The sequence below is a fragment of the Atopobium sp. oral taxon 199 str. F0494 genome, from assembly GCF_000411555.1.
GTDB lineage: Bacteria > Actinomycetota > Coriobacteriia > Coriobacteriales > Atopobiaceae > Lancefieldella.
In genome coordinates this window covers 992,653-1,010,087 of record NZ_KE150486.1, presented here as the reverse complement: position 1 = coordinate 1,010,087, position 17,435 = coordinate 992,653, and the positions used below count along the sequence as shown (strand labels likewise).

General features: G+C 45.6%; 21 protein-coding genes. 16 read left to right on the top strand and 5 right to left on the bottom strand.

Annotated elements, in window-relative coordinates:
• Positions 1-36 precede the first annotated feature (36 nt).
• From HMPREF1527_RS04540 to HMPREF1527_RS04530, 3 genes are all read right to left on the bottom strand, one after another.
• Positions 37-345, bottom strand: a complete 309-nt coding sequence (locus HMPREF1527_RS04540) for a PTS sugar transporter subunit IIB (protein WP_016477527.1) — start codon at positions 343-345, stop codon at positions 37-39.
• Positions 346-453: 108 nt separating this feature from the next.
• Positions 454-1,983 (bottom strand): PTS ascorbate transporter subunit IIC, encoded by a 1,530-nt coding sequence (locus HMPREF1527_RS04535; protein WP_016477526.1) that lies wholly within the window; start codon positions 1,981-1,983, stop codon positions 454-456.
• Positions 1,984-2,065: 82 nt separating this feature from the next.
• Positions 2,066-2,524: a PTS sugar transporter subunit IIA gene (locus HMPREF1527_RS04530; RefSeq protein WP_016477525.1), complete on the bottom strand. Its 459-nt coding sequence runs from the start codon at positions 2,522-2,524 to the stop codon at positions 2,066-2,068.
• Here HMPREF1527_RS04530 and HMPREF1527_RS04525 point away from each other — a divergent pair.
• The gene (locus HMPREF1527_RS04525; protein WP_232209528.1) at positions 2,508-3,593 is read left to right on the top strand and encodes a DeoR/GlpR family DNA-binding transcription regulator; all 1,086 of its coding nucleotides are present in this window, start codon (positions 2,508-2,510) and stop codon (positions 3,591-3,593) included. The two genes, HMPREF1527_RS04530 and HMPREF1527_RS04525, sit on opposite strands and share 17 nt — an antisense overlap.
• A gap of 111 nt (positions 3,594-3,704) precedes the next feature.
• Here HMPREF1527_RS04525 and HMPREF1527_RS04520 read toward each other — a convergent pair whose 3' ends face one another.
• Positions 3,705-4,379, bottom strand: coding sequence for a ribulose-phosphate 3-epimerase (locus HMPREF1527_RS04520; protein WP_016477523.1), 675 nt, complete (start codon positions 4,377-4,379; stop codon positions 3,705-3,707).
• A 99-nt stretch (positions 4,380-4,478) separates the two neighbouring features.
• Here HMPREF1527_RS04520 and HMPREF1527_RS04515 point away from each other — a divergent pair, with 99 nt between their 5' ends.
• The 9 genes from HMPREF1527_RS04515 (at position 4,479) to HMPREF1527_RS04475 (ending at position 11,334) form a co-directional block, all read left to right on the top strand.
• Entirely contained in the window at positions 4,479-4,925 is a 447-nt protein-coding gene (locus HMPREF1527_RS04515) for a hypothetical protein (RefSeq protein ID WP_016477522.1), read from the top strand.
• Between the two features lie 50 nt (positions 4,926-4,975).
• Entirely contained in the window at positions 4,976-5,716 is a 741-nt protein-coding gene (locus HMPREF1527_RS04510; protein WP_016477521.1) for a GntR family transcriptional regulator, read from the top strand.
• Positions 5,717-6,024: 308 nt separating this feature from the next.
• Positions 6,025-6,453 (top strand): PTS sugar transporter subunit IIA, encoded by a 429-nt coding sequence (locus tag HMPREF1527_RS04505; protein WP_016477520.1) that lies wholly within the window; start codon positions 6,025-6,027, stop codon positions 6,451-6,453.
• Positions 6,454-6,464: 11 nt separating this feature from the next.
• Positions 6,465-6,959 carry a PTS sugar transporter subunit IIB gene (locus tag HMPREF1527_RS04500; protein WP_016477519.1) on the top strand — a complete coding sequence of 165 codons (495 nt, stop codon included), beginning with the start codon at positions 6,465-6,467 and terminating at the stop codon, positions 6,957-6,959.
• 18 nt (positions 6,960-6,977) lie between these two features.
• Positions 6,978-7,829 (top strand): PTS sugar transporter subunit IIC, encoded by an 852-nt coding sequence (locus tag HMPREF1527_RS04495; RefSeq protein WP_016477518.1) that lies wholly within the window; start codon positions 6,978-6,980, stop codon positions 7,827-7,829.
• Between the two features lie 14 nt (positions 7,830-7,843).
• A complete protein-coding gene (locus HMPREF1527_RS04490) occupies positions 7,844-8,710 on the top strand; it encodes a PTS system mannose/fructose/sorbose family transporter subunit IID (protein ID WP_016477517.1) in 867 nt (288 codons plus the stop codon).
• A 169-nt stretch (positions 8,711-8,879) separates the two neighbouring features.
• Entirely contained in the window at positions 8,880-9,164 is a 285-nt protein-coding gene (locus HMPREF1527_RS04485) for a PTS sugar transporter subunit IIB (protein ID WP_016477516.1), read from the top strand.
• Positions 9,165-9,267: 103 nt separating this feature from the next.
• Positions 9,268-10,680 (top strand): PTS galactitol transporter subunit IIC, encoded by a 1,413-nt coding sequence (locus HMPREF1527_RS04480; RefSeq protein WP_016477515.1) that lies wholly within the window; start codon positions 9,268-9,270, stop codon positions 10,678-10,680.
• Positions 10,681-10,770: 90 nt separating this feature from the next.
• Entirely contained in the window at positions 10,771-11,334 is a 564-nt protein-coding gene (locus HMPREF1527_RS04475; RefSeq protein WP_016477514.1) for a hypothetical protein, read from the top strand.
• 70 nt (positions 11,335-11,404) lie between these two features.
• On the opposite strand, the gene HMPREF1527_RS04470 is transcribed toward HMPREF1527_RS04475, so the two are convergent.
• Positions 11,405-12,280, bottom strand: a complete 876-nt coding sequence (locus HMPREF1527_RS04470) for a class II fructose-bisphosphate aldolase (RefSeq protein WP_016477513.1) — start codon at positions 12,278-12,280, stop codon at positions 11,405-11,407.
• A 230-nt stretch (positions 12,281-12,510) separates the two neighbouring features.
• Between HMPREF1527_RS04470 and HMPREF1527_RS04465 the strand changes: the two genes are divergently transcribed.
• From HMPREF1527_RS04465 to HMPREF1527_RS04440, 6 genes are all read left to right on the top strand, one after another.
• The gene (locus HMPREF1527_RS04465) at positions 12,511-12,963 is read left to right on the top strand and encodes a PTS sugar transporter subunit IIA (RefSeq protein ID WP_035433695.1); all 453 of its coding nucleotides are present in this window, start codon (positions 12,511-12,513) and stop codon (positions 12,961-12,963) included.
• 197 nt (positions 12,964-13,160) lie between these two features.
• Positions 13,161-13,610: a PTS sugar transporter subunit IIA gene (locus tag HMPREF1527_RS04460; RefSeq protein ID WP_016477511.1), complete on the top strand. Its 450-nt coding sequence runs from the start codon at positions 13,161-13,163 to the stop codon at positions 13,608-13,610.
• A gap of 111 nt (positions 13,611-13,721) precedes the next feature.
• Complete coding sequence (locus tag HMPREF1527_RS04455; RefSeq protein ID WP_016477510.1) at positions 13,722-15,194, top strand: PTS ascorbate transporter subunit IIC; 1,473 nt, start codon at positions 13,722-13,724, stop codon at positions 15,192-15,194.
• Between the two features lie 140 nt (positions 15,195-15,334).
• Positions 15,335-15,619: a PTS sugar transporter subunit IIB gene (locus HMPREF1527_RS04450; RefSeq protein WP_016477509.1), complete on the top strand. Its 285-nt coding sequence runs from the start codon at positions 15,335-15,337 to the stop codon at positions 15,617-15,619.
• Positions 15,620-15,641: 22 nt separating this feature from the next.
• Complete coding sequence (locus HMPREF1527_RS04445; protein ID WP_016477508.1) at positions 15,642-16,466, top strand: transketolase; 825 nt, start codon at positions 15,642-15,644, stop codon at positions 16,464-16,466.
• Between the two features lie 2 nt (positions 16,467-16,468).
• Positions 16,469-17,410, top strand: coding sequence for a transketolase family protein (locus tag HMPREF1527_RS04440; RefSeq protein WP_016477507.1), 942 nt, complete (start codon positions 16,469-16,471; stop codon positions 17,408-17,410).
• Positions 17,411-17,435: the final 25 nt, after the last annotated feature.

The window sequence follows — 17,435 nt, the reverse complement described above, 5'->3', positions numbered from 1 at the left end:
GTCCAGCCTCGCCGTGCATAGAATATCCGTGGTCACTTAGGCAGAAAACTTTTCGGCCGCTCCGCACTCAACGAGCTTTTCTTCCATTTCTGCGTCTGAAAGAACATTGCGAAGACCGATAACGGTAACACCCGCCTTTTCTGCATCCTCATACATGTTTACAAAGTTCAGAGGAGCAAAGACGATGTCATATTGACGAGCAGAGCTGACACCCTCGGAGAGTGCGCAGTGATGGATGGTATCTACGTGCATACCAAGCTTAGATGTGACACGTTCAGCTGTCATCTTCATCATGAGAGAAGTGCCTGCGCCATTTGCACATGCGACGAGAATTTTGGCATTCATTGAAAACTCCTTTTAACTGTTTTCCTTACGTGACAGATAGCTTGCCTTGTTACCTTGTGTTGCCTACTCAGGAAGATATATCCCTATCGTTTTGGAGAGAATTGCTGCCTATTTACGAGAAGCCTCTTTTTCAGCAGCTTGCTTTGCACGAATCTCCTTGCATGCCTGGTAGTCCTCAACCTCCATGAAATAGGTATCTTTGTGAGCACGGTACTGAAGCTGTGGAATAGCGATAAGTGCAACTGCAACAATTACAAGTCCCGCATACGACAGGAACTTCATAACACCTGTCATGATCGGCCAAACAACAGCCCAGTCCCACATGCCGAGGTAGCCGCCATATGCCGCCATACCAACCCAGCCGGCAATAAGCGCAGAGCCAAAGACCTGCAGCAAGCCTGAAATAAACGGCATGATAATAACAGCGCGAAGACCACCTTTGTTGTTTGCATAAACGCCAATCGTGGCATTGTCAAAAAACAGTGGTACGAAGCCGGCAATCACGACAACGGGAGACTTCAAAAGAAGAAGCAGCGCAATCGCAAGAAATTGTCCTGCGGCTCCCATAAGAAAACCGAGGGTAACGGCATTAGGGGAGCCAAAACCATAGGTAACTGCACAGTCAACGCCTGGGACAGAACCCTTGAGAAGTTTGTTGGAAATGCCCTGGAAGGAGTTGGTAAGTTCAGTAACGAAGGTACGGACTCCAAGCTGAAGAATGGAGAGATAGACGGCGAATTGGAAGGCGGTTGTCATGATATAGAAAACAAAACTCTGCTTGGACGGATCGAAGAACTTTGTTCCCGCTTTATTTGCTCCCGAAAGGAATTCAGGTCCAAGAATGAGAAGAATGATGCCAAAGAACAAGGTCATTAAGATCGCGGTGGCAACAAGATTCTCATTGAAGATCTTGAGGAAGCCTGGAAGTTCGATATCTTCGATACGCTTAGACTCTTTTTTCGTATGTTTAGCAAGCCATTCAGAAGCTTTTGAGGCGCAATAAACACCAAACATCTGCTGGTGAGCAATGGTCAGACCGGCTCCGTCTGTAAGATCTTGGGTAGGGCCGATGCAGAGGTTTGAGCCAACCGCCCAATACAGTCCGAGAAGAAGCGTCATAACAGCAAGGACTGCAGTGTCATTCAACTGTGGAAAGCAAAACAGAATGAGCCAGAATGCAGTAGCTGCCTGCTGGACTTGGACATGGCCGGTGGTAAAGATTGCGCGCAGTTTGGTCTGCTTCTTAAATGCGACAAGAACGATGTTTAGAATGAATGCAAAAAGCAGCAGGAACATGACAGAAGAAAATGAACGGCCGGCGATGAATGCAGGTCCATTGGGATCCGCCATACCTGACTGAACAGCGTTTTGGCCAAAGTAAGGATCAATGACCATTGCAGAAAGGTTAAAACGCTCCTCCAGTCCAACAAGAACGGGTCGGAAAGAAGAGACAAGACCGCCTGAACCAACAAGAAGGATCTGATAGCCAATGACAGCTTTAACAAAACCAGCAATGACGTCATACCACTTTTTCTTCAGCAAGATATATCCGATGGCTACGATCAAACCAATGAAATATGCAGGCTGCGTTAGGATGTTCTGTGCAAAGAACCTCCAACAAGTCATAAGAATATCCATGTGATTCCTTTCCTAGGGTCAATAAAAAGCTTTGCTGTGTGTGCTTTCCAAGTTCCTTACAGAGTGACTCCGACAGGTTCTATTACTCGGAAAGCAAAGCATCGATCTCCAAAAGTTCTTCAGGAGATTTGATGTTTTTGAGACGTTCAAGAACCTCCTCATTCATAAGAACAGCAACAAGGTTTTGCATATTCTTCAGATGAGCGTCTTGATCGACAGCACTCAAAGTGAAGAAGGTTTTAACCTGTTTTTCCTCATCCCCCTCGGCAAAGCTTACCGGCGTGTCACAGTGCATAAAGCCAATCGCAGTCTTTCCCCCTTGACCAATACGCGCAGTCGAATGCGGCATCGCAACGTGAGGAACAATAACGATATAGGGTCCGAACTTGTGAATGCATTCAATGATGTCGTCTGCGTAATCAGAAGGTACGGTTCCATCGATCTCAAGAGGCTTACAGCATTCACGAATGGAATCTTCCCATGTTAGAGGACCTTTTGTAAAAGCATAGTGACCCGCTTCGTAGATGTCTCGAAGCAACATCGTTTCCACCCCCTCCCATTTAGCTCAATTCCTGTTTGCATTGCCGCTTTCCCCAGAGCGCCAGTGCAAATGTCAATTGTATGAATGTTTTGAATGTTCAAACAATCGAATTGTTAATACCGAGTATAGTATTTTCCCGAAATTAGCAAGAGAAAAATGTCAAAATATCCGCTCTGCGGTCTTTTTTTCGGCGCCAACGGAAAATATCCTGACGAAAGCTGTCCTTGAGACCCGTTTGCTTTATCATATGAACGATTATGTGAATGGTTTTACAAAACAGGATAGGACTCAAATGCCATCAAATAGGTCATTTGTAGCAGAGCGTAGAAATCAGATACTGGATTTATTGGAGCAAAATCAGCAACTCCAGGTAAGTGATATAGCTGAGAGGTTTAATGTCTCTGCTCTCACTATTCGCCGAGATCTTGATGTGCTTCAGGCTGAGGGACGGATTACAAGGAGTTATGGTATGGCCCAGCTCCTTGATCCACTCTCTAACGGTCTTAGTTCAAATCAAGTTACGGCTAAGTATTGTCTTGCCAAAGCTGCTGCTCAATTGGTTACTGACGGAGATACAATCTTTATTAATACGAGCTCTACTGCAATCAGGATTCTCGATTTCATCACTGCAAAGAATGTTACTGTGGTTACAAATAACGGTAGCGTACTATCGATGAATTACCCTCCATCGATGACTGTTCTTATTACCGGCGGGGAGGTTCGAGCAGCAAAGAAATCTCTTACCGGAGACTTTGCGCTTGCATCCATCTCTCAAATTCAAGCGGCAAAATGTATCTTGGGTTGTTCGGGGATTTCTGCGCAGCGCGGGCTTACTACCCTCGTTTCAAATGAGATGAGGGTCAATGCTCTTATGCTTTCTCGTTCAGACAAGCGTATAGTTCTGGCAGATTCGAGTAAGCTTGGCATTGATGCTAGTTTCCAGTATGGCCTGCCATCTGACATTGATATTCTTATGACTGATGACAGGGCGACAGAAGATCAGATTCAGGTCCTTAAAAATGCAGGCATAGGAAGGATTGTGCAGGTAAACATCAAGAGTCCTTTGTAGCAGGGTCTAATGGCTGGGTTTATACGGGAAAACTCTACGACTGTTCTACATATACCAGATTTGTCACAAATCTGCCTATGCAGGACAATGCCGTCATTTTTTACTTGTCTCTTAAGAAGCGGCTTCAAGACGGGTGAATTCCTTATACGTTTCTGAAATTGCTGTTCCTAAATCAGCATTTCTGTCGAAGAGTCCTCGTCCTAGGACTAAAGCATCAGCTCCCGCATCGAAAAGACGTTTGAAATTCGATTGATTACAGCCTCCATCAACAGTGATCATATAGTCGGAGGAGGATTTCTCCCTATAGGATTTTGCGTTGGCAATCTTTTGAAATGTTCCCTGCACAAAATCTTGCCCAGTGAAACCTGGGTCGACAGATAACAGAATGAGCTGATCAAGCACATCCGAGTACTGCTGTATCTCACTTACAGGTTGAGAAGGATTAAGAAATACTCCCACTTTAGCCTTGCGGACGTGTATGAGCTTACTGAAGCGATGTATTGACCGCCCAACGATATCTGAGGGCATCGTGATAATATCCGCACCGCATTGCAGGCAATAATCTATCAAGTCTTCTTCTAAGTTGTCCACATAAAGGTGGGCCTCTATAGGCTTGTCAGTCACCTTTCTAATTTCCTTGATTACCTGGGGAGAAAGACACATATTCTTAACATAGTGCCAATCGATAATATCGACATGATAAAAGTCAGTGTAGGGGTCTAATTGTTTTATATCATCTTTAACGTGGAGCAAGCCCATGTTCATTAGGGAAGGTGCAATTTTCATCTGTGAATTCCCTCCTTTAAGTTGAATACGTTTCTTTGTACAATCATAACCATTGAAGGCATATGTTGTACGAGAAAAATCAATCGAACAGGGAACGGTATGTCCAGGAACACTAAAAAACAAGTTAGAATTGGTACTGCTGCAAAACAGAAACAGAGTCTCGAACCACAGAATGGGTCTGTACAAAACAGCGCGAGGGAAAACATATCTCGTGGTGTGGTATACATTGTCATAACTGCTTTGATTCTTTTTACGCTTCTCTATGTATTTCCTGTCATATTGAAATTTGACATTTCAGCATTTCTTCAAGGTGAGAAGCAGCTCGGAATCATGAGAGTTATTCTTGGTGTCGTACTTCTTGCTGTTTTGGTTATGAGTTTGATCAGAATCGTGAATGCGAATACGCTTGAGGGTGAATCTCATTTTACTGGTTTGAAAAATGCATTGCTCAGTGGGCAGATTTTAAGAAATCTCCTTTCAATCATGATATTAACCATTGGCGGAATAGCTCTTATTGCGTGGGGGATTACGGGTATCATTTCATAAGTATTGAGGAGTCCTTACATAAGTAAGAAAAAGTCTTTTCGGAGGTACCGGTGACACAACAGCTTTATAAAGAAGAATCCAAACCTTTACATATGCAGGTGTCAGACTTTATCCGCGAAAAGATATATTCAAAAGAGTGGGGCGTAAATACAAAGATTCCATCTGAGTACAGCTTAGTAAAGGAACTTGGAGTTAGCAGGGGAACTGTTCAAAAGGGTATTAGAGCTTTAGCTGGAGAGGGACTTCTGGTTCAAATTCGCGGGAAGGGAACTTTTATTACTGAACCAAGTTTATATCATCCTGCAGGGGGCAACCTTCTTTCATTTGCTGAATCTTTAAGAATGCAGGGGATATCTTTCGTCACGAAAGTCGTAAACAAAGAGATCATAGAAGCAGATGAACTTACAAGTGAAAAGCTTCAAATACCTCTTGGATCGTCAACTCTTTTTTTAAGAAGACTCCGTCTGGTTAATGATGAACCAGCGTTGCTTATGGAAAGCAAAATGAGTTTACTAACGTGTCCGAAACTCGATACATATGATTTTACAAAGGCAACTTTGTTTAGCGCAATCGAAGAAACATCAAAGAGAAGAATCGGGTTTGCTAAGCAATGGCATGGAGCGCGTGTTGCGGGAAGTGAAAGAGGAGCGTTACTATGTTGCGATGAAGCCTCTCCTGTGTTGAATATTGATCAGATATGTTATTTAGAGAATAATGTCCCTGCTGAATGGGGGAATATCTGGCTTCCCGCGAATCGATATGTTCTAAGTTCTGTTTTGCAGAGAGCGTAATAGCTGATACAGACTGAGATTATATAAAACAAAATGGGTATTATAAGTTGTACTTCTTTTTATATACAATTGTATCTGCTTTATAAAAAAGTGTAGTATAGGCGAACCCTTAGCTAGATTAAAAATACTAATCAATTAATAATGGAAAAAAATCAGTTCTGCTTTCATTAATTCCTGTTAAAAGTGCTAGTTTTTACTAGTAATACCGTTCACGGTAAAATTTATCCGTTTGCGGAATCTATAAGTTGACTAGATATTTCTATCTATCTTTTTAGATATTATGATGAAAAAGAGAGAGGAGTTGACTTGTGATTGGCATAGTAATAATAGGTCATGCTGATTTTTCGAAGGGAATGAGAAGCGCCATAGAGTTATTGGCGGGAAATTCTCCTCAATTAGAAACACTTGACCTCTATCCAGGAGATAATCCACTGGAATTCAAAAATAAAGCGATTGTGGCAATTGATTCGGTAAACATGGGCGATGGAGTTCTCGTTCTTATTGATTTATTCGGTGGAACACCATGCAATACAGTTGCTCAACTTCTTGAATCGAAGGATATTTATGCCGTTGCTGGTATTAATTTGCCTCTAGCAATACAGGCGGTCTTTGCTAGAGATGAAATGAGCATTGAGGAACTAGCTAGGAACATTTTAGAAACAGGTAGGACCTCACTGATTGATGTTCGAACTCACTATCAAATGATTTCAGAGAATAGCGAAGAAGAGAATTTTTAGGAGGCCGTAGAATGGACGTAAAGGGAATGGAAAGTATCGTCCTTACTCGCGTGGACGACAGACTGGTTCATGGACAGGTGATGACCTCTTGGTCGAAGGCCACCAATGCGAATAAGTTCATGGTTATCGACGATGAAGTTGCTGCAAACGATTTAATGAAAACTGTATTGAAGGGCGTCATTCCTGGCAATATAAAGCTTGGCATCTTTACCATAGCTAAAGCTGCTGACCGTCTTACAAAAGGTTTTAAGCCAGATGACCGGGTTATTATTCTGGTTAAGACGCCAATTACGATTCTCAAGCTACAAAAAATGGGAATTAGCTTCAAGCACTTAAACATAGGTGGTATTGGTACTCGTTCTGATCGTGAGACTCTTTGGAGAAATATTGCTGTTACTGCGGATGAAAAAAATGCAATTAAGGAGTTAATTTCAGAGGGAACTGAAGTGTTTATACAAATTACCGCGGATGACTCAAAAGTTGATGTAGCAAAGCTGATTGTCTAGTTGATTGGAGGAAGAACAATGCAAATTACGTTATTACAGGCTTTTTTGATTGGAGTGATTTATTACTTCGGCTTTGTGGGGACGCCATGGTTCCTTCTTCTAGGCGGAATCTCTATTGTTCAAAAGCCTTTGGTTGCGGGTGTATTGGTGGGGATAATTCTCGGCAATCCAGTTCAGGGAGCTATTGTAGGCGCGGCCGTTCAGATGCCCTTTATTGCATACATTTTTGCAGGAGGTGCGCAACCAAATGATCCTGGACTTGCGGGAACCTTAGGTGTTGCCTTGGCTCTTGCTGCCAATCTTGATCCTGAATCTGCGGTAGCCATTTCTGTTCCAATTGCACTAATCGGAACAATCATCAATGTTGTGAGAATGACCCTTGATGTAACATTCGTTCATATGATTGATGCCGCTGCAGCTCGAGGAAACATGAAACAAGCTGTGTTTTTACACATAGTGCCACCACAGATTCTTTGTTTTGTTCTTTGCGTAGTTCCTGTTACCCTTGGATGTTATTACGGTGTTGGTGCTGTTTCTAATATCATCAATATTATGCAAGGAAGACCTCTATATACATTGCAGGTTATAGGAGGGGTTCTGCCGGCGCTTGGTATCGCTATGAACCTTCGTACTTTAGATCGTCCAGGCACACTTATTTGGTTCATTTTTGGATTCATATTGAGCGCGTATCTTGGATTGGGCGCAATGCCTATTGCAATCATTGGCTTTGTCATTGCATTCTTTTATGTTCAGCTTGAAATGAAGGCAGAGGAAGGTAAGGTTGTTCCTGTGCTTTCATCCTCAGGTAGAGCTGTTTCACCGGCCACATCAGACATTGCTTCCGATGATTCTGATGACGATTTCGAGTAAAGGAAGCGATAGTTATGACTAAAAATGGCGATACAAAAGCTACTGTTACGGTAAATAGAAAGCACTTAACAAAAAAAGACGCGACCCTTGCATGGTTCAAGTGGATTGCCCTGTCGAATTGTAATTATAACTATGAGCGTTTGATGGCTTCTGCTCTGCTGTCTTCTTTTTCGCATATTCCCGAGAAGCTTTATCCCGGTGATAAGCAGAAGAAAATTGAATTTATGCAGAGGCAGATGGAATTTTATAATACTGAACCTCATTTTGGGTGCATTATCAATGGTCTTGCCCTTTCGATGGAAGAGGAAATGGCAGATAATTCGGCTGTTACACCAGAAGCTATTACTGCAGTTAAGACTGGATTGATGGGGCCTTTTGCAGGCATTGGAGATACTCTTTGGCAGGGGACTTTAACACCGATACTCTTGGCAATATGTATGCCACTTGCCAGTTCGGGTAATCCAATGGCTGCACTGCTGTATGCGGTTCTAATGTATGCAGTTATGGTGCCTATATCCCACTTTATGTTCTTTACCGGTTATAACCAAGGTAAAGAAGGCGTTGAAAATATGATGGCTTCGGGATCCATGAAAAGACTCATTGCTACCGCTTCAACCATGGGAGCAATTGTCCTCGGCTGTCTTGCGAATCAATATGTGTCTCTGACTTCCTATCTTTCTATTCCGGTAGGAGAAGGGGCTATTGATTTGCAGGCAACTCTCGACTCAATTCTAAAGGGAGGCGTTCCTTTAGCAATTACTATCTTAAGCTGGTACTTACTCAAAAAGAGAAATGTCAATTCAACCATTGTCCTTTTAATTTTGGTGGCAATTGGCATTCTACTTGGTGCTACCGGCCTGTTTGGTGGAGTTGCTTCGTAAGATTAAATTTGTAGAGTGGATTCTTTTTTCAAGTGGTTCTTTTAAAAGAGGACCACTTTTTCTCAATCAATCTATGAAACAGAGGTGGTTTGCAATACTATGTGAGAAGAGAGAATAACAGCTCGCGTTAACTTGGCATACCTGTTAAACAGCTCGAAAGGAGAACATGATGAAAGAAATCGTAATTGCTTGTGGATCAGGCATCGCAACCTCTACTGCTGTCGCGGCGAAAATTGCTGAGCTCTTAGACTCGAATGGTTTCAATGGTCAATATCACCTACAACAGTGCTCTATCGCAGAGGCTGTCGGTAAGTCAAAAAACGCTGATCTAGTTATCGCGACTACCGCTAAGCCTGATGGAATTGAGTGCCCCTTCATTTCAGGCATCGCCTTTTTGACGGGAATGGGTAAGGCGGCAGTCGAACAGCAAATCATTGATTTCATGAAAGAGTAAGTCAACAGCACATTCTTAAGACGGTACTTTTTCGCGTGGTACTAGTTTTGAAGAAAGTACATGGAAGTTTTTCTCGGCTATTCCTACGAAAGGAGCATACCTCATGGATTTCATTGTTGGATTCTTTGGAGGTCTTTCAAGCCTTGGAGTTTCGGTTGTCATGCCTATTGTGCTGACAATTATTGGTGTTTTATTTGGAGCGGGCTTTGGAAAAAGTCTTAAAGCTGGTCTTACCGTAGGTATTGGCTTTATCGGCCTCAACCTGGTAATTAACCAACTTATGGGTACTGACCTTGCCGGCGCTGTAACGGCGATGGTTACACGTTTTGGTTTAGGGCTTTCTGTCTTGGATGTTGGTTGGCCAGCAGCCTCTGCAATTGCTATGGGATCAATTGTAGGAACAATCATTATCCCGCTTGGGCTTGTGGTTAATATCGTCATGCTTTTGACCAATACCACTCAAACTGCGGACGTGGATATATGGAACTACTGGCACTTTGCTTTTACCGGCGCTCTTGTCGCTATTGTTACTAATAACGTCATGTTGGGTATTTGCGCTGCAATCATCAATGAAGTCATTGTTTTGATTATTGGTGATGTGACTGCTCCGCTCGTAGAGAAGTCACTTGGTCTTCCGGGAGTTTCTATTCCTCACGGGTTCTCTGGAGCTTATGTTCCTATTGCGTTTGCCGTTGATTGGATTTTGGATAAAATCCCCGGAGTCAAAGATATCAATATTGATATCCGCGGCCTGCAGAAAAAGTTCGGCGTTTTTGGTGATCCGGTTCTTCTCGGATCAATTATTGGCTTGATCATAGGCATCCTTGCCGGCTATGGTTTTCTTCCTCAAAAGGGCGTCGACGGGACAACTACTCCCGGGTTTTTAGCGATTGCAGTTTCCATGGGCGCTGTTATGGTGCTGATTCCGCGAATGGCGGCTCTGTTAATGGAAGGCCTTCTCCCTATTTCTGACGCCGCTTCAGCCTTCATACAAAAGCATTTTTCACATCGCGGCAGAATTTATATTGGCCTTGACTCAGCAGTTGGCACGGGCCATCCTGTGACGCTGACGCTCGCTCTTATTTTGGTGCCGGTCGCTGTTTTTCTGGCCGTCATTCTTCCCGGCAATAAGGTCGTGCCACTCGCCGACCTTGCCTGCATCCCCTATATGCTGGTTCTTGTCACCCCAATCGTTCATGAGAATGGCTTCAGGGGTCTCATTGTTGGTATTGTTGTTTTGGCTGTTGGTTTTTACATTGCGACTGATCTTTCACCTCTCATTACAACTGCTGCGGCAAATGTCAGCTTTGATATGAATGGCGCCGCGGCAATTTCATCAATTTGCGATGGCGCGAACCCGCTTAGCTGGCTTATTGTTCGTCTTGGTACTTTTGGCGCATTTGCAGGTATGATTATTCTTGCGGCAGGCGTAGTCGCTTTAGCGATTTGGAACCGTAGTAGGATTCTCAAGCAAGCCGCTGAGCTTCACGAAACATCCGATGCGAAAACAGCATAGGATTTTGGGCCGTTTGGGCTGTATTTGAAGTTAAGACAAATGGGCTCTGCGTAGTGTGATATGCGGAGCCCATTATCTACTGGGAGGCTTATGGCCAGCAAAAGAGAAGTCATAGATAGCCCTGCTACGAAGGCTGCAAAAAACGCTGCCAATCAGCTTGCAGAAGATACTGATGGTAATCGTGAGAATAGCAAGACGTACCTGTATGACCCCGGTCATTTTACGTGGGAAGTTACTGTACAGGGGATTATTTGCATCGTTCTCGCCGTTATGAGCATTGTTCTTATGGTGACTCAGAATTGGCCAGCGGGCTTGATGGTTGTAGTTTGTGTTGTGTCTTTCTATGGAGCTATCAAAACATTTGTCTCTAAGTCCTATCCGAGCGGCGTGACACTTACAAATGAATCAATTAGTTTTTCGTGTTACGGCGCCACGACTACCTATCAGTTGGCAGATGTACATGCTATGCGGGTTCGAGAATATCCAGCGGACTTGCGCATGTATGTTCGAATGGATAACGATACTTTCTTACGAGGCAGGTATTGGATTAGAGGACGTTGGTTCAGTGATGGAGAAGAACTGTTCAAGCGCATATGTGAGTTAGAACTGAAAGTGAACCCTGATAGCCTCAAAGCGCAGGCGCGGCGTGACTAATTTGCGCGTACAAGAAACCCCGATTTCAATTTGGCGTTTGAAATCGGGGTTTGCTTCTATCCTGTTTACGTTATGCTACCGGATTAGCTCCGTTTGCAAACACCTGAATGACATGGGTGAAGTCTGCAAGCATACGCTCGTAGGCGGTTGTGGTCATGTCGTGCCAATAGACAGTTTCACCGTTCTTCTCGCCAATAAGCTTCTCTACGGCCTCACCGGCATATTTCACGCCATAGGTGTAGTAGTTGATTTTGCGGATACCAGCATTGATGGCCTTGGCGTAGTCAGCGTCGGAAACGCCGGAGCCGCCGTGCATGACAAGCGGAGTCTGAGAGAGCTTCCTGATTTTATGGAGCACGTCAAAGTTCAGGTGCGGCTCGCCTTTGTAAATGCCGTGAACCGTTCCGAACGAACAGGCGAGAATATCGAGACCGGTCGACTGGATGAAATCGAGCGCTTGATCAGGATTGGTATAAATCGCACCGGATTCTTCCGCCGTTGCGCCTTCCTCACGTTCGCCAAATTCACGAGCCCCCATTGAGCCGAGCTCACATTCAAGACCGGCATCGAAGCTTGCGCACATGTCGGCGGCTCGCTGGGAGTTCGCTACGTTTTCTCCGTAGGGTTGATAAGAGCCGTCGTACATCACGCCGTTGAAGCCCATTTCAAGAGCTCGGCGCAGGTAAGAGAGATTCTCTCCATGATCGAGATGTACGCAGACCAAGGCGCTGGAGCGCTCCGCAAGGGCGACCATTGCAGGGCCAATCTTATCGAGAGGAGCAAAGGGCTCATGACCTTCTGCATGGGCAATGATGACGGGATAGCCGGTTTTCTCGGCAGCGTCAAGTGCGGCACGCAGCGCTTCTATACTCGGCACATTGAAGGAGGGAATTGCCATGTTATTTTGTTCGGCGATAGCGCAGATGTCGCGAAGATTTACCAGCATGATGAACTCCTTTTCTAGAGGCATCTGATGCAGTTATGATGTAGATATGTCCTACGGGGCCGGCCGTACGTTGATAATTTGCCGACAACCTCGTGACATTTCTTACAAAAACTGCTACAACTTGTACATGTAATTATATACAAGTTTGGAAGTGTGGAAACGAGAAACTAGAAATCATGATTGACTGAGCGTGGGATTTCTGTAGGATTTCGCATATGAAAGGAAACATGATGATTCTGAAGAAAGAACTTATTCGTCTTGCTGTTGAAGTCGCTGATTCTGAGGAAGCCCTGCGCATTGTCGCTCAGGGTTTTGTGGATAGTGGCTATGCGAAAGATACGTATCCCGAGGCCATTGTTGATCGTGAACGCGTATTTGCGACAGGGCTTCCCGCTCCTGCTTTTGATATTGCCATCCCGCATTGTGATAGTGAACATGTGATTAAGCCTGGCGTTGGTATTGCAACGTTAAAAGATCCTGTTGCATTTCACATGATGGGGGATCCTGAAACCATCTTACATCCAAAAGTTCTTTTTATGCTTGCTCTTACCGAGCCTCATGGTCAGCTTGAGATGCTTCAGAAACTTATCGGAGTCATTCAGGATGCCGAGCTTCTTGAGAAGATTGCCGCTTGCAATGATGCTGATGCGCTGTACGGTCTTATGGCTCCCGTGCTGGGATGATAGAGGATAGAGGCGACTGCCAGTGGTTCTTTATCAACTCTGCTTTCGAGTTCTAAACGGTTAAGCAAAGTAATAAAGCCGACCCTGATGCGCTTCTTGGTCGGCTTGCTTCTTTTTTGTATAAATTGTTAACGCTTTAATAAAAAAACTATAGAATGAACCCGTACGTACTTTCAAGTCAACGTGAAAGAAGTGCTATGAGCCAGATTAAGGATATGCTCAAATTGGAAAATGTCCAGGTCGTTGATGCAGCAAAAGACTGGGAAGACGCTGTTCGTATTGCAGTTACCCCTTTGGTAAAAGGGGGATATGTTGAGGAACGCTATATTGACGGTATCATCGCCAATGCTCATGAGCTCGGGCCGTATTTTGTTCTCGTTCCAAATCTTGCATTACTTCATGCCCGTCCCGAACAGGGTGTTATTAAAAAACAGCTTGCTCTTACCATTTTACGCACCGGCACCGTATTCAAAGAGGGTCAGGCGCCTACGAGCGTACTGCTGACGCTTGCCGCTGAAGATTCGAACTCTCATATACAAGTGATGCGTGAGCTTGCCACATTGCTATCAGATCCTAAAAATATCGAAGCTCTTGCTCAAGCGAAAAATGAGCATGAGGCATATCAGCTCATGGTGTCCGAAGCATGAGCAATGTGAATAAGCTCTCGCTTTGTGAGCTGTAGTTCTGTGCATAGAGGTTGTGTGGGCCTTTTGCAATAGATTTTTAGTTCGATTAGATACTTGGAAGGAGTACGTAGTATGCCAGTTATAGATTTTGTCGTTAATGTGCTGTCAACGCCTGCGATTCTTGTTGGTCTTGTGGCTCTTCTCGGCCTGGTGCTTCAAAAGAAACCAATTGAGGAACTCGTAAAGGGTACCTTGAAGACCATAGTTGGTTTCTTGGTTCTTTCTGCTGGAGCAAGTTTCCTTCAGTCCGGTTCACTTCTTGCGTTTGGTGAAATTTTTAATTATGCCTTTAACATGCAGGGCGTTGTTCCCAACAATGAGGCCGTTGTCTCAATGGCGCTTCAGGACTTTGGACAGGCTACCGCAATCATTATGTGTCTTGGCATGGTTCTCAACATCGTCCTCGCGCGCTTTTCCCGCATGCATTACATCTTCCTGACCGGTCATCATACGCTCTATATGGCAGCTATGCTCGCTATCATTTTGCATATCGGTGGTCTGTCCGGCTGGATGCTCTATATTGCCGGAGCTTGCCTTTTAGGCCTCATTATGGTGCTCTCCCCAGCGTATTGCCAGCCGACCATGCGTAAGGTAACCGGCAGCGATTCCGTTGCTCTTGGACACTTTGGCGGCGTTGGCTATTGGCTTGCCGGAATGGTTGGAAAGCTCTTTGCTTCCGATAAAGAGAATAGCACCGAAAATCTCAAGTTCTCCAAGCGTCTTATTTTCTTGCGTGATAACACGGTTTCCATCGGTCTTACCATGATCATCATGTTTCTTGTCATTACTGGTGTTGCTGTGGGCCGTGGTCTTTTAAGCGTTGTTCCTGCTGGTATTTCCGCTGCTGACTTTGCTTCTGACCCCGCCTATGCCGGCTTCCAACACCTTGGCGACTTGCTTAACGTCGGTACAGAAACTACTACAAACTGGGTAGTCTGGGCATTTCTGCGGGGACTTTCCTTTGCAGGTGGCGTTTATATCATTCTCTCTGGCGTCCGTCTCATCATTGGCGAAATTGTTCCTGCGTTTAAGGGCATTGCTGAGAAGCTTGTTCCCGGTGCAAAGCCGGCGCTCGATTGTCCTATCGCGTTCACCTATGCTCCCAACGCCGTTATTATCGGCTTTTTGTCTTCCTTTGTCGGAGGAATTCTTGGCTTGATTTTGCTTGGGGTCATTAATGCCAGTCTTGTTCCCATTGCTCTTATTCTTCCGGGTGTCGTGCCTCACTTCTTCTGCGGCGCGACGGCTGGCGTCTTTGGTAATGCTGAAGGAGGCATGAAAGGTTGCATCGCCGGCGCGTTTGCACACGGCCTGCTCATTACCTTCCTTCCGGCGTTTTGTATGCCGGTCTTTACCAGCATGGGCTTTACTTCTGCGACGTTCTCCGACGCCGACTTCTCGGTCATGGCGCTCATCTTTGGAAACGTTGCTCTTAACGTTCAGGGTGTTGTCTTGACGGGTATTTGCGTTGTGTGTTTCCTTCTTCCAATCATCTTCAACCTTGTCGCTCCTAAGCGCGAGGCATCCGAGAAGGCTACAAAATAGCTGTGTCTTAGGCCTGGTAGGGTTTCAAGCCTGCCAGGCCTGAGCAAGTTTCTAGGTTTGAGAGAGTTTCGGTTCGAACGCTTTCAACCCTGAGTAGGTTTAGGCAAGTATCGTTTTTCGTTTCTAACAAAGGGGATACAATGGCGATTCAAAAAATTCTTTGCTGCTGCGGCAGTGGCCTCGGCTCAAGTCTTATGGTCGAGATGAACGTTCAGGACGTTCTGAGAGAGCTTGGCGTTGATGGCGTTGAGGTTGAGCATTCGACTGTCTCTGACGTCATGCCCGGAGCTGCCGATTTATTTATTGTTGGCCGCGATCTCGGCGATTTTATTGCAAGCATTCCCGATGAGGAAAAAGTCGTTCTCGACAACATCCTTGATAAGGAAGAGCTGAAGGGCAAGCTCAGCGAGAAGTTCAACGCATAGTGCGTTTGAATACGGAGGTATCATGACCAATAAAGAACTGGAACATGTTGCCCGTGAAGTTCGCAAGGATATCCTTGTTGCAACGCATGCTGCAAAGTCAGGTCATCCGGGCGGCTCGCTTTCCGCAGCTGACGTTCTGACCTATCTCTATTTTGAAGAAATGAACGTGGATCCATCGGAGCCTTGTAAGGTCGGGCGGGATCGCTTTGTGCTTTCAAAGGGTCACGTGACCCCTGCATTGTACGGCGTCCTTGCTGAACGCGGGTTTTTTCCCAAGGAAGAGCTGGAGACGTTCCGTCATCTGAATACTCGTCTGCAGGGTCACCCCAACATGAATGACACACCGGGTGTTGATATGAGCACCGGATCTCTCGGACAGGGCGTTTCAACGGCAGTCGGGATGGCGCTTGCCGCAAAGAAATTCGGGGACGCATACCGCACGTATGCGCTTCTCGGTGATGGTGAGATTGAAGAGGGTCAGGTTTGGGAAGCGGCGATGTTTGCCGGCAATCACAAGCTGGACAATCTGACACTTATCATCGACAACAATGGACTTCAGCTTGACGGGACACTTGAACAGATCAACTCGCCGCTTCCTATTGGCGAGAAGTTCCGAGCATTCAAGTTCCACGTTATTGAGGTTGCCGATGGCAGTAACTTTGATCAGTTGCGTGCGGCTTTCGGTGAGGCTCGCGCCACAAAGGGTCAGCCAAGCGTAATCGTTGCTCATACGATCAAGGGCAAAGGCGTTTCGTTTATGGAGGGTCAGGTCGGCTGGCACGGCAAGGCGCCTAACGATGAACAGTTTGCCCAGGCAATGGCTGAACTTGAGAAGGAGGCCAAGTAACCATGGCAGAAGTCAAAAAAATCGCTACGCGTGACGCGTACGGTAAGGCTCTTGTAGAACTTGGTCGTAATCATGACGATTTACTTGTGTTCGATGCAGACCTTGCGGAGGCTACGCGCTCCGGAAAATTTGGCGAAGCATATCCGGAGCGTTTTATTGACTGCGGTATCGCTGAGGCCAACATGATTGGTATGGCCGCAGGTGTTGCTGCTACTGGTCGCACGGTCTTTGCCACATCGTTTGCCATGTTTGCCTCTGGTCGAGCTTTTGAGCAGATTAGAAATTCTGTCGGCTATCCTCACTTGAATGTCAAGATTGGCGCCACGCACGGCGGTCTTTCCGTAGGTGAAGACGGAGCAACGCATCAGTGCAATGAGGATTTTGCTGTTATGAGCGCTATTCCTGGTATGACAGTTATCAGCCCTTCTGATGCTGTTGAAGCTGACGCGGCGGTCCATGCCGCCTATGAAATTGATGGTCCCGTTTACATGCGTTTTGGGCGCCTTCCTGTTCCTGTCATTAACGATTATCCTGAGTATACCTTTGAGATGGGCAAAGGCATCGTGCTTCGCGAGGGAACCGATGTTACCCTTGTCGCAACCGGTCTTATGGTAGGCACTGTTCTTGAAGTTGCTGAGGAACTTGTGCGCGTGGGGATAAGTGCCGAGGTCATCAATATTCACACAATCAAGCCGATTGATGTTGATCTTCTCGTTACGTCCGCACAAAAGACGGGCAGGGTAGTGACGGTTGAGGAGCACTCCGTAATCGGGGGTTTGGGAAGTGCGGTATGTAAGGCGCTTTCCGAGCATGCTCCCGTACCCGTGAAAGTCATCGGCGTTGAGGACACGTTTGGTGAGTCCGGTCCTGCTCTTGAGGTGCTCGCAAAGTACGGCCTTGATAAAGCAAGTGTTTTGACAAAAGTGCAGGAATTCTGCAAGTAACGCTTACAGCGTCCGTGAATCGCAG

Excerpts from the sequence above, each read along its gene's own strand:
- HMPREF1527_RS04540 (WP_016477527.1), bottom strand. The coding sequence starts at position 345 with ATGAATGCCAAAATTCTCGTCGCATGTGCAAATGGCGCAGGCACTTCT.
- HMPREF1527_RS04535 (WP_016477526.1), bottom strand. The coding sequence starts at position 1,983 with ATGGATATTCTTATGACTTGTTGGAGGTTCTTTGCACAGAACATCCTA.
- HMPREF1527_RS04525 (WP_232209528.1), top strand. The coding sequence starts at position 2,508 with ATGTCTCGAAGCAACATCGTTTCCACCCCCTCCCATTTAGCTCAATTC.
- HMPREF1527_RS04530 (WP_016477525.1), bottom strand. The coding sequence starts at position 2,524 with ATGTTGCTTCGAGACATCTACGAAGCGGGTCACTATGCTTTTACAAAA.
- HMPREF1527_RS04520 (WP_016477523.1), bottom strand. The coding sequence starts at position 4,379 with ATGAAAATTGCACCTTCCCTAATGAACATGGGCTTGCTCCACGTTAAA.
- HMPREF1527_RS04515 (WP_016477522.1), top strand. The coding sequence starts at position 4,479 with ATGTCCAGGAACACTAAAAAACAAGTTAGAATTGGTACTGCTGCAAAA.
- HMPREF1527_RS04500 (WP_016477519.1), top strand. The coding sequence starts at position 6,465 with ATGGACGTAAAGGGAATGGAAAGTATCGTCCTTACTCGCGTGGACGAC.
- HMPREF1527_RS04495 (WP_016477518.1), top strand. The coding sequence starts at position 6,978 with ATGCAAATTACGTTATTACAGGCTTTTTTGATTGGAGTGATTTATTAC.
- HMPREF1527_RS04490 (WP_016477517.1), top strand. The coding sequence starts at position 7,844 with ATGACTAAAAATGGCGATACAAAAGCTACTGTTACGGTAAATAGAAAG.
- HMPREF1527_RS04485 (WP_016477516.1), top strand. The coding sequence starts at position 8,880 with ATGAAAGAAATCGTAATTGCTTGTGGATCAGGCATCGCAACCTCTACT.
- HMPREF1527_RS04480 (WP_016477515.1), top strand. The coding sequence starts at position 9,268 with ATGGATTTCATTGTTGGATTCTTTGGAGGTCTTTCAAGCCTTGGAGTT.
- HMPREF1527_RS04475 (WP_016477514.1), top strand. The coding sequence starts at position 10,771 with ATGGCCAGCAAAAGAGAAGTCATAGATAGCCCTGCTACGAAGGCTGCA.
- HMPREF1527_RS04470 (WP_016477513.1), bottom strand. The coding sequence starts at position 12,280 with ATGCTGGTAAATCTTCGCGACATCTGCGCTATCGCCGAACAAAATAAC.
- HMPREF1527_RS04465 (WP_035433695.1), top strand. The coding sequence starts at position 12,511 with ATGATTCTGAAGAAAGAACTTATTCGTCTTGCTGTTGAAGTCGCTGAT.
- HMPREF1527_RS04460 (WP_016477511.1), top strand. The coding sequence starts at position 13,161 with ATGAGCCAGATTAAGGATATGCTCAAATTGGAAAATGTCCAGGTCGTT.
- HMPREF1527_RS04455 (WP_016477510.1), top strand. The coding sequence starts at position 13,722 with ATGCCAGTTATAGATTTTGTCGTTAATGTGCTGTCAACGCCTGCGATT.
- HMPREF1527_RS04450 (WP_016477509.1), top strand. The coding sequence starts at position 15,335 with ATGGCGATTCAAAAAATTCTTTGCTGCTGCGGCAGTGGCCTCGGCTCA.
- HMPREF1527_RS04445 (WP_016477508.1), top strand. The coding sequence starts at position 15,642 with ATGACCAATAAAGAACTGGAACATGTTGCCCGTGAAGTTCGCAAGGAT.
- HMPREF1527_RS04440 (WP_016477507.1), top strand. The coding sequence starts at position 16,469 with ATGGCAGAAGTCAAAAAAATCGCTACGCGTGACGCGTACGGTAAGGCT.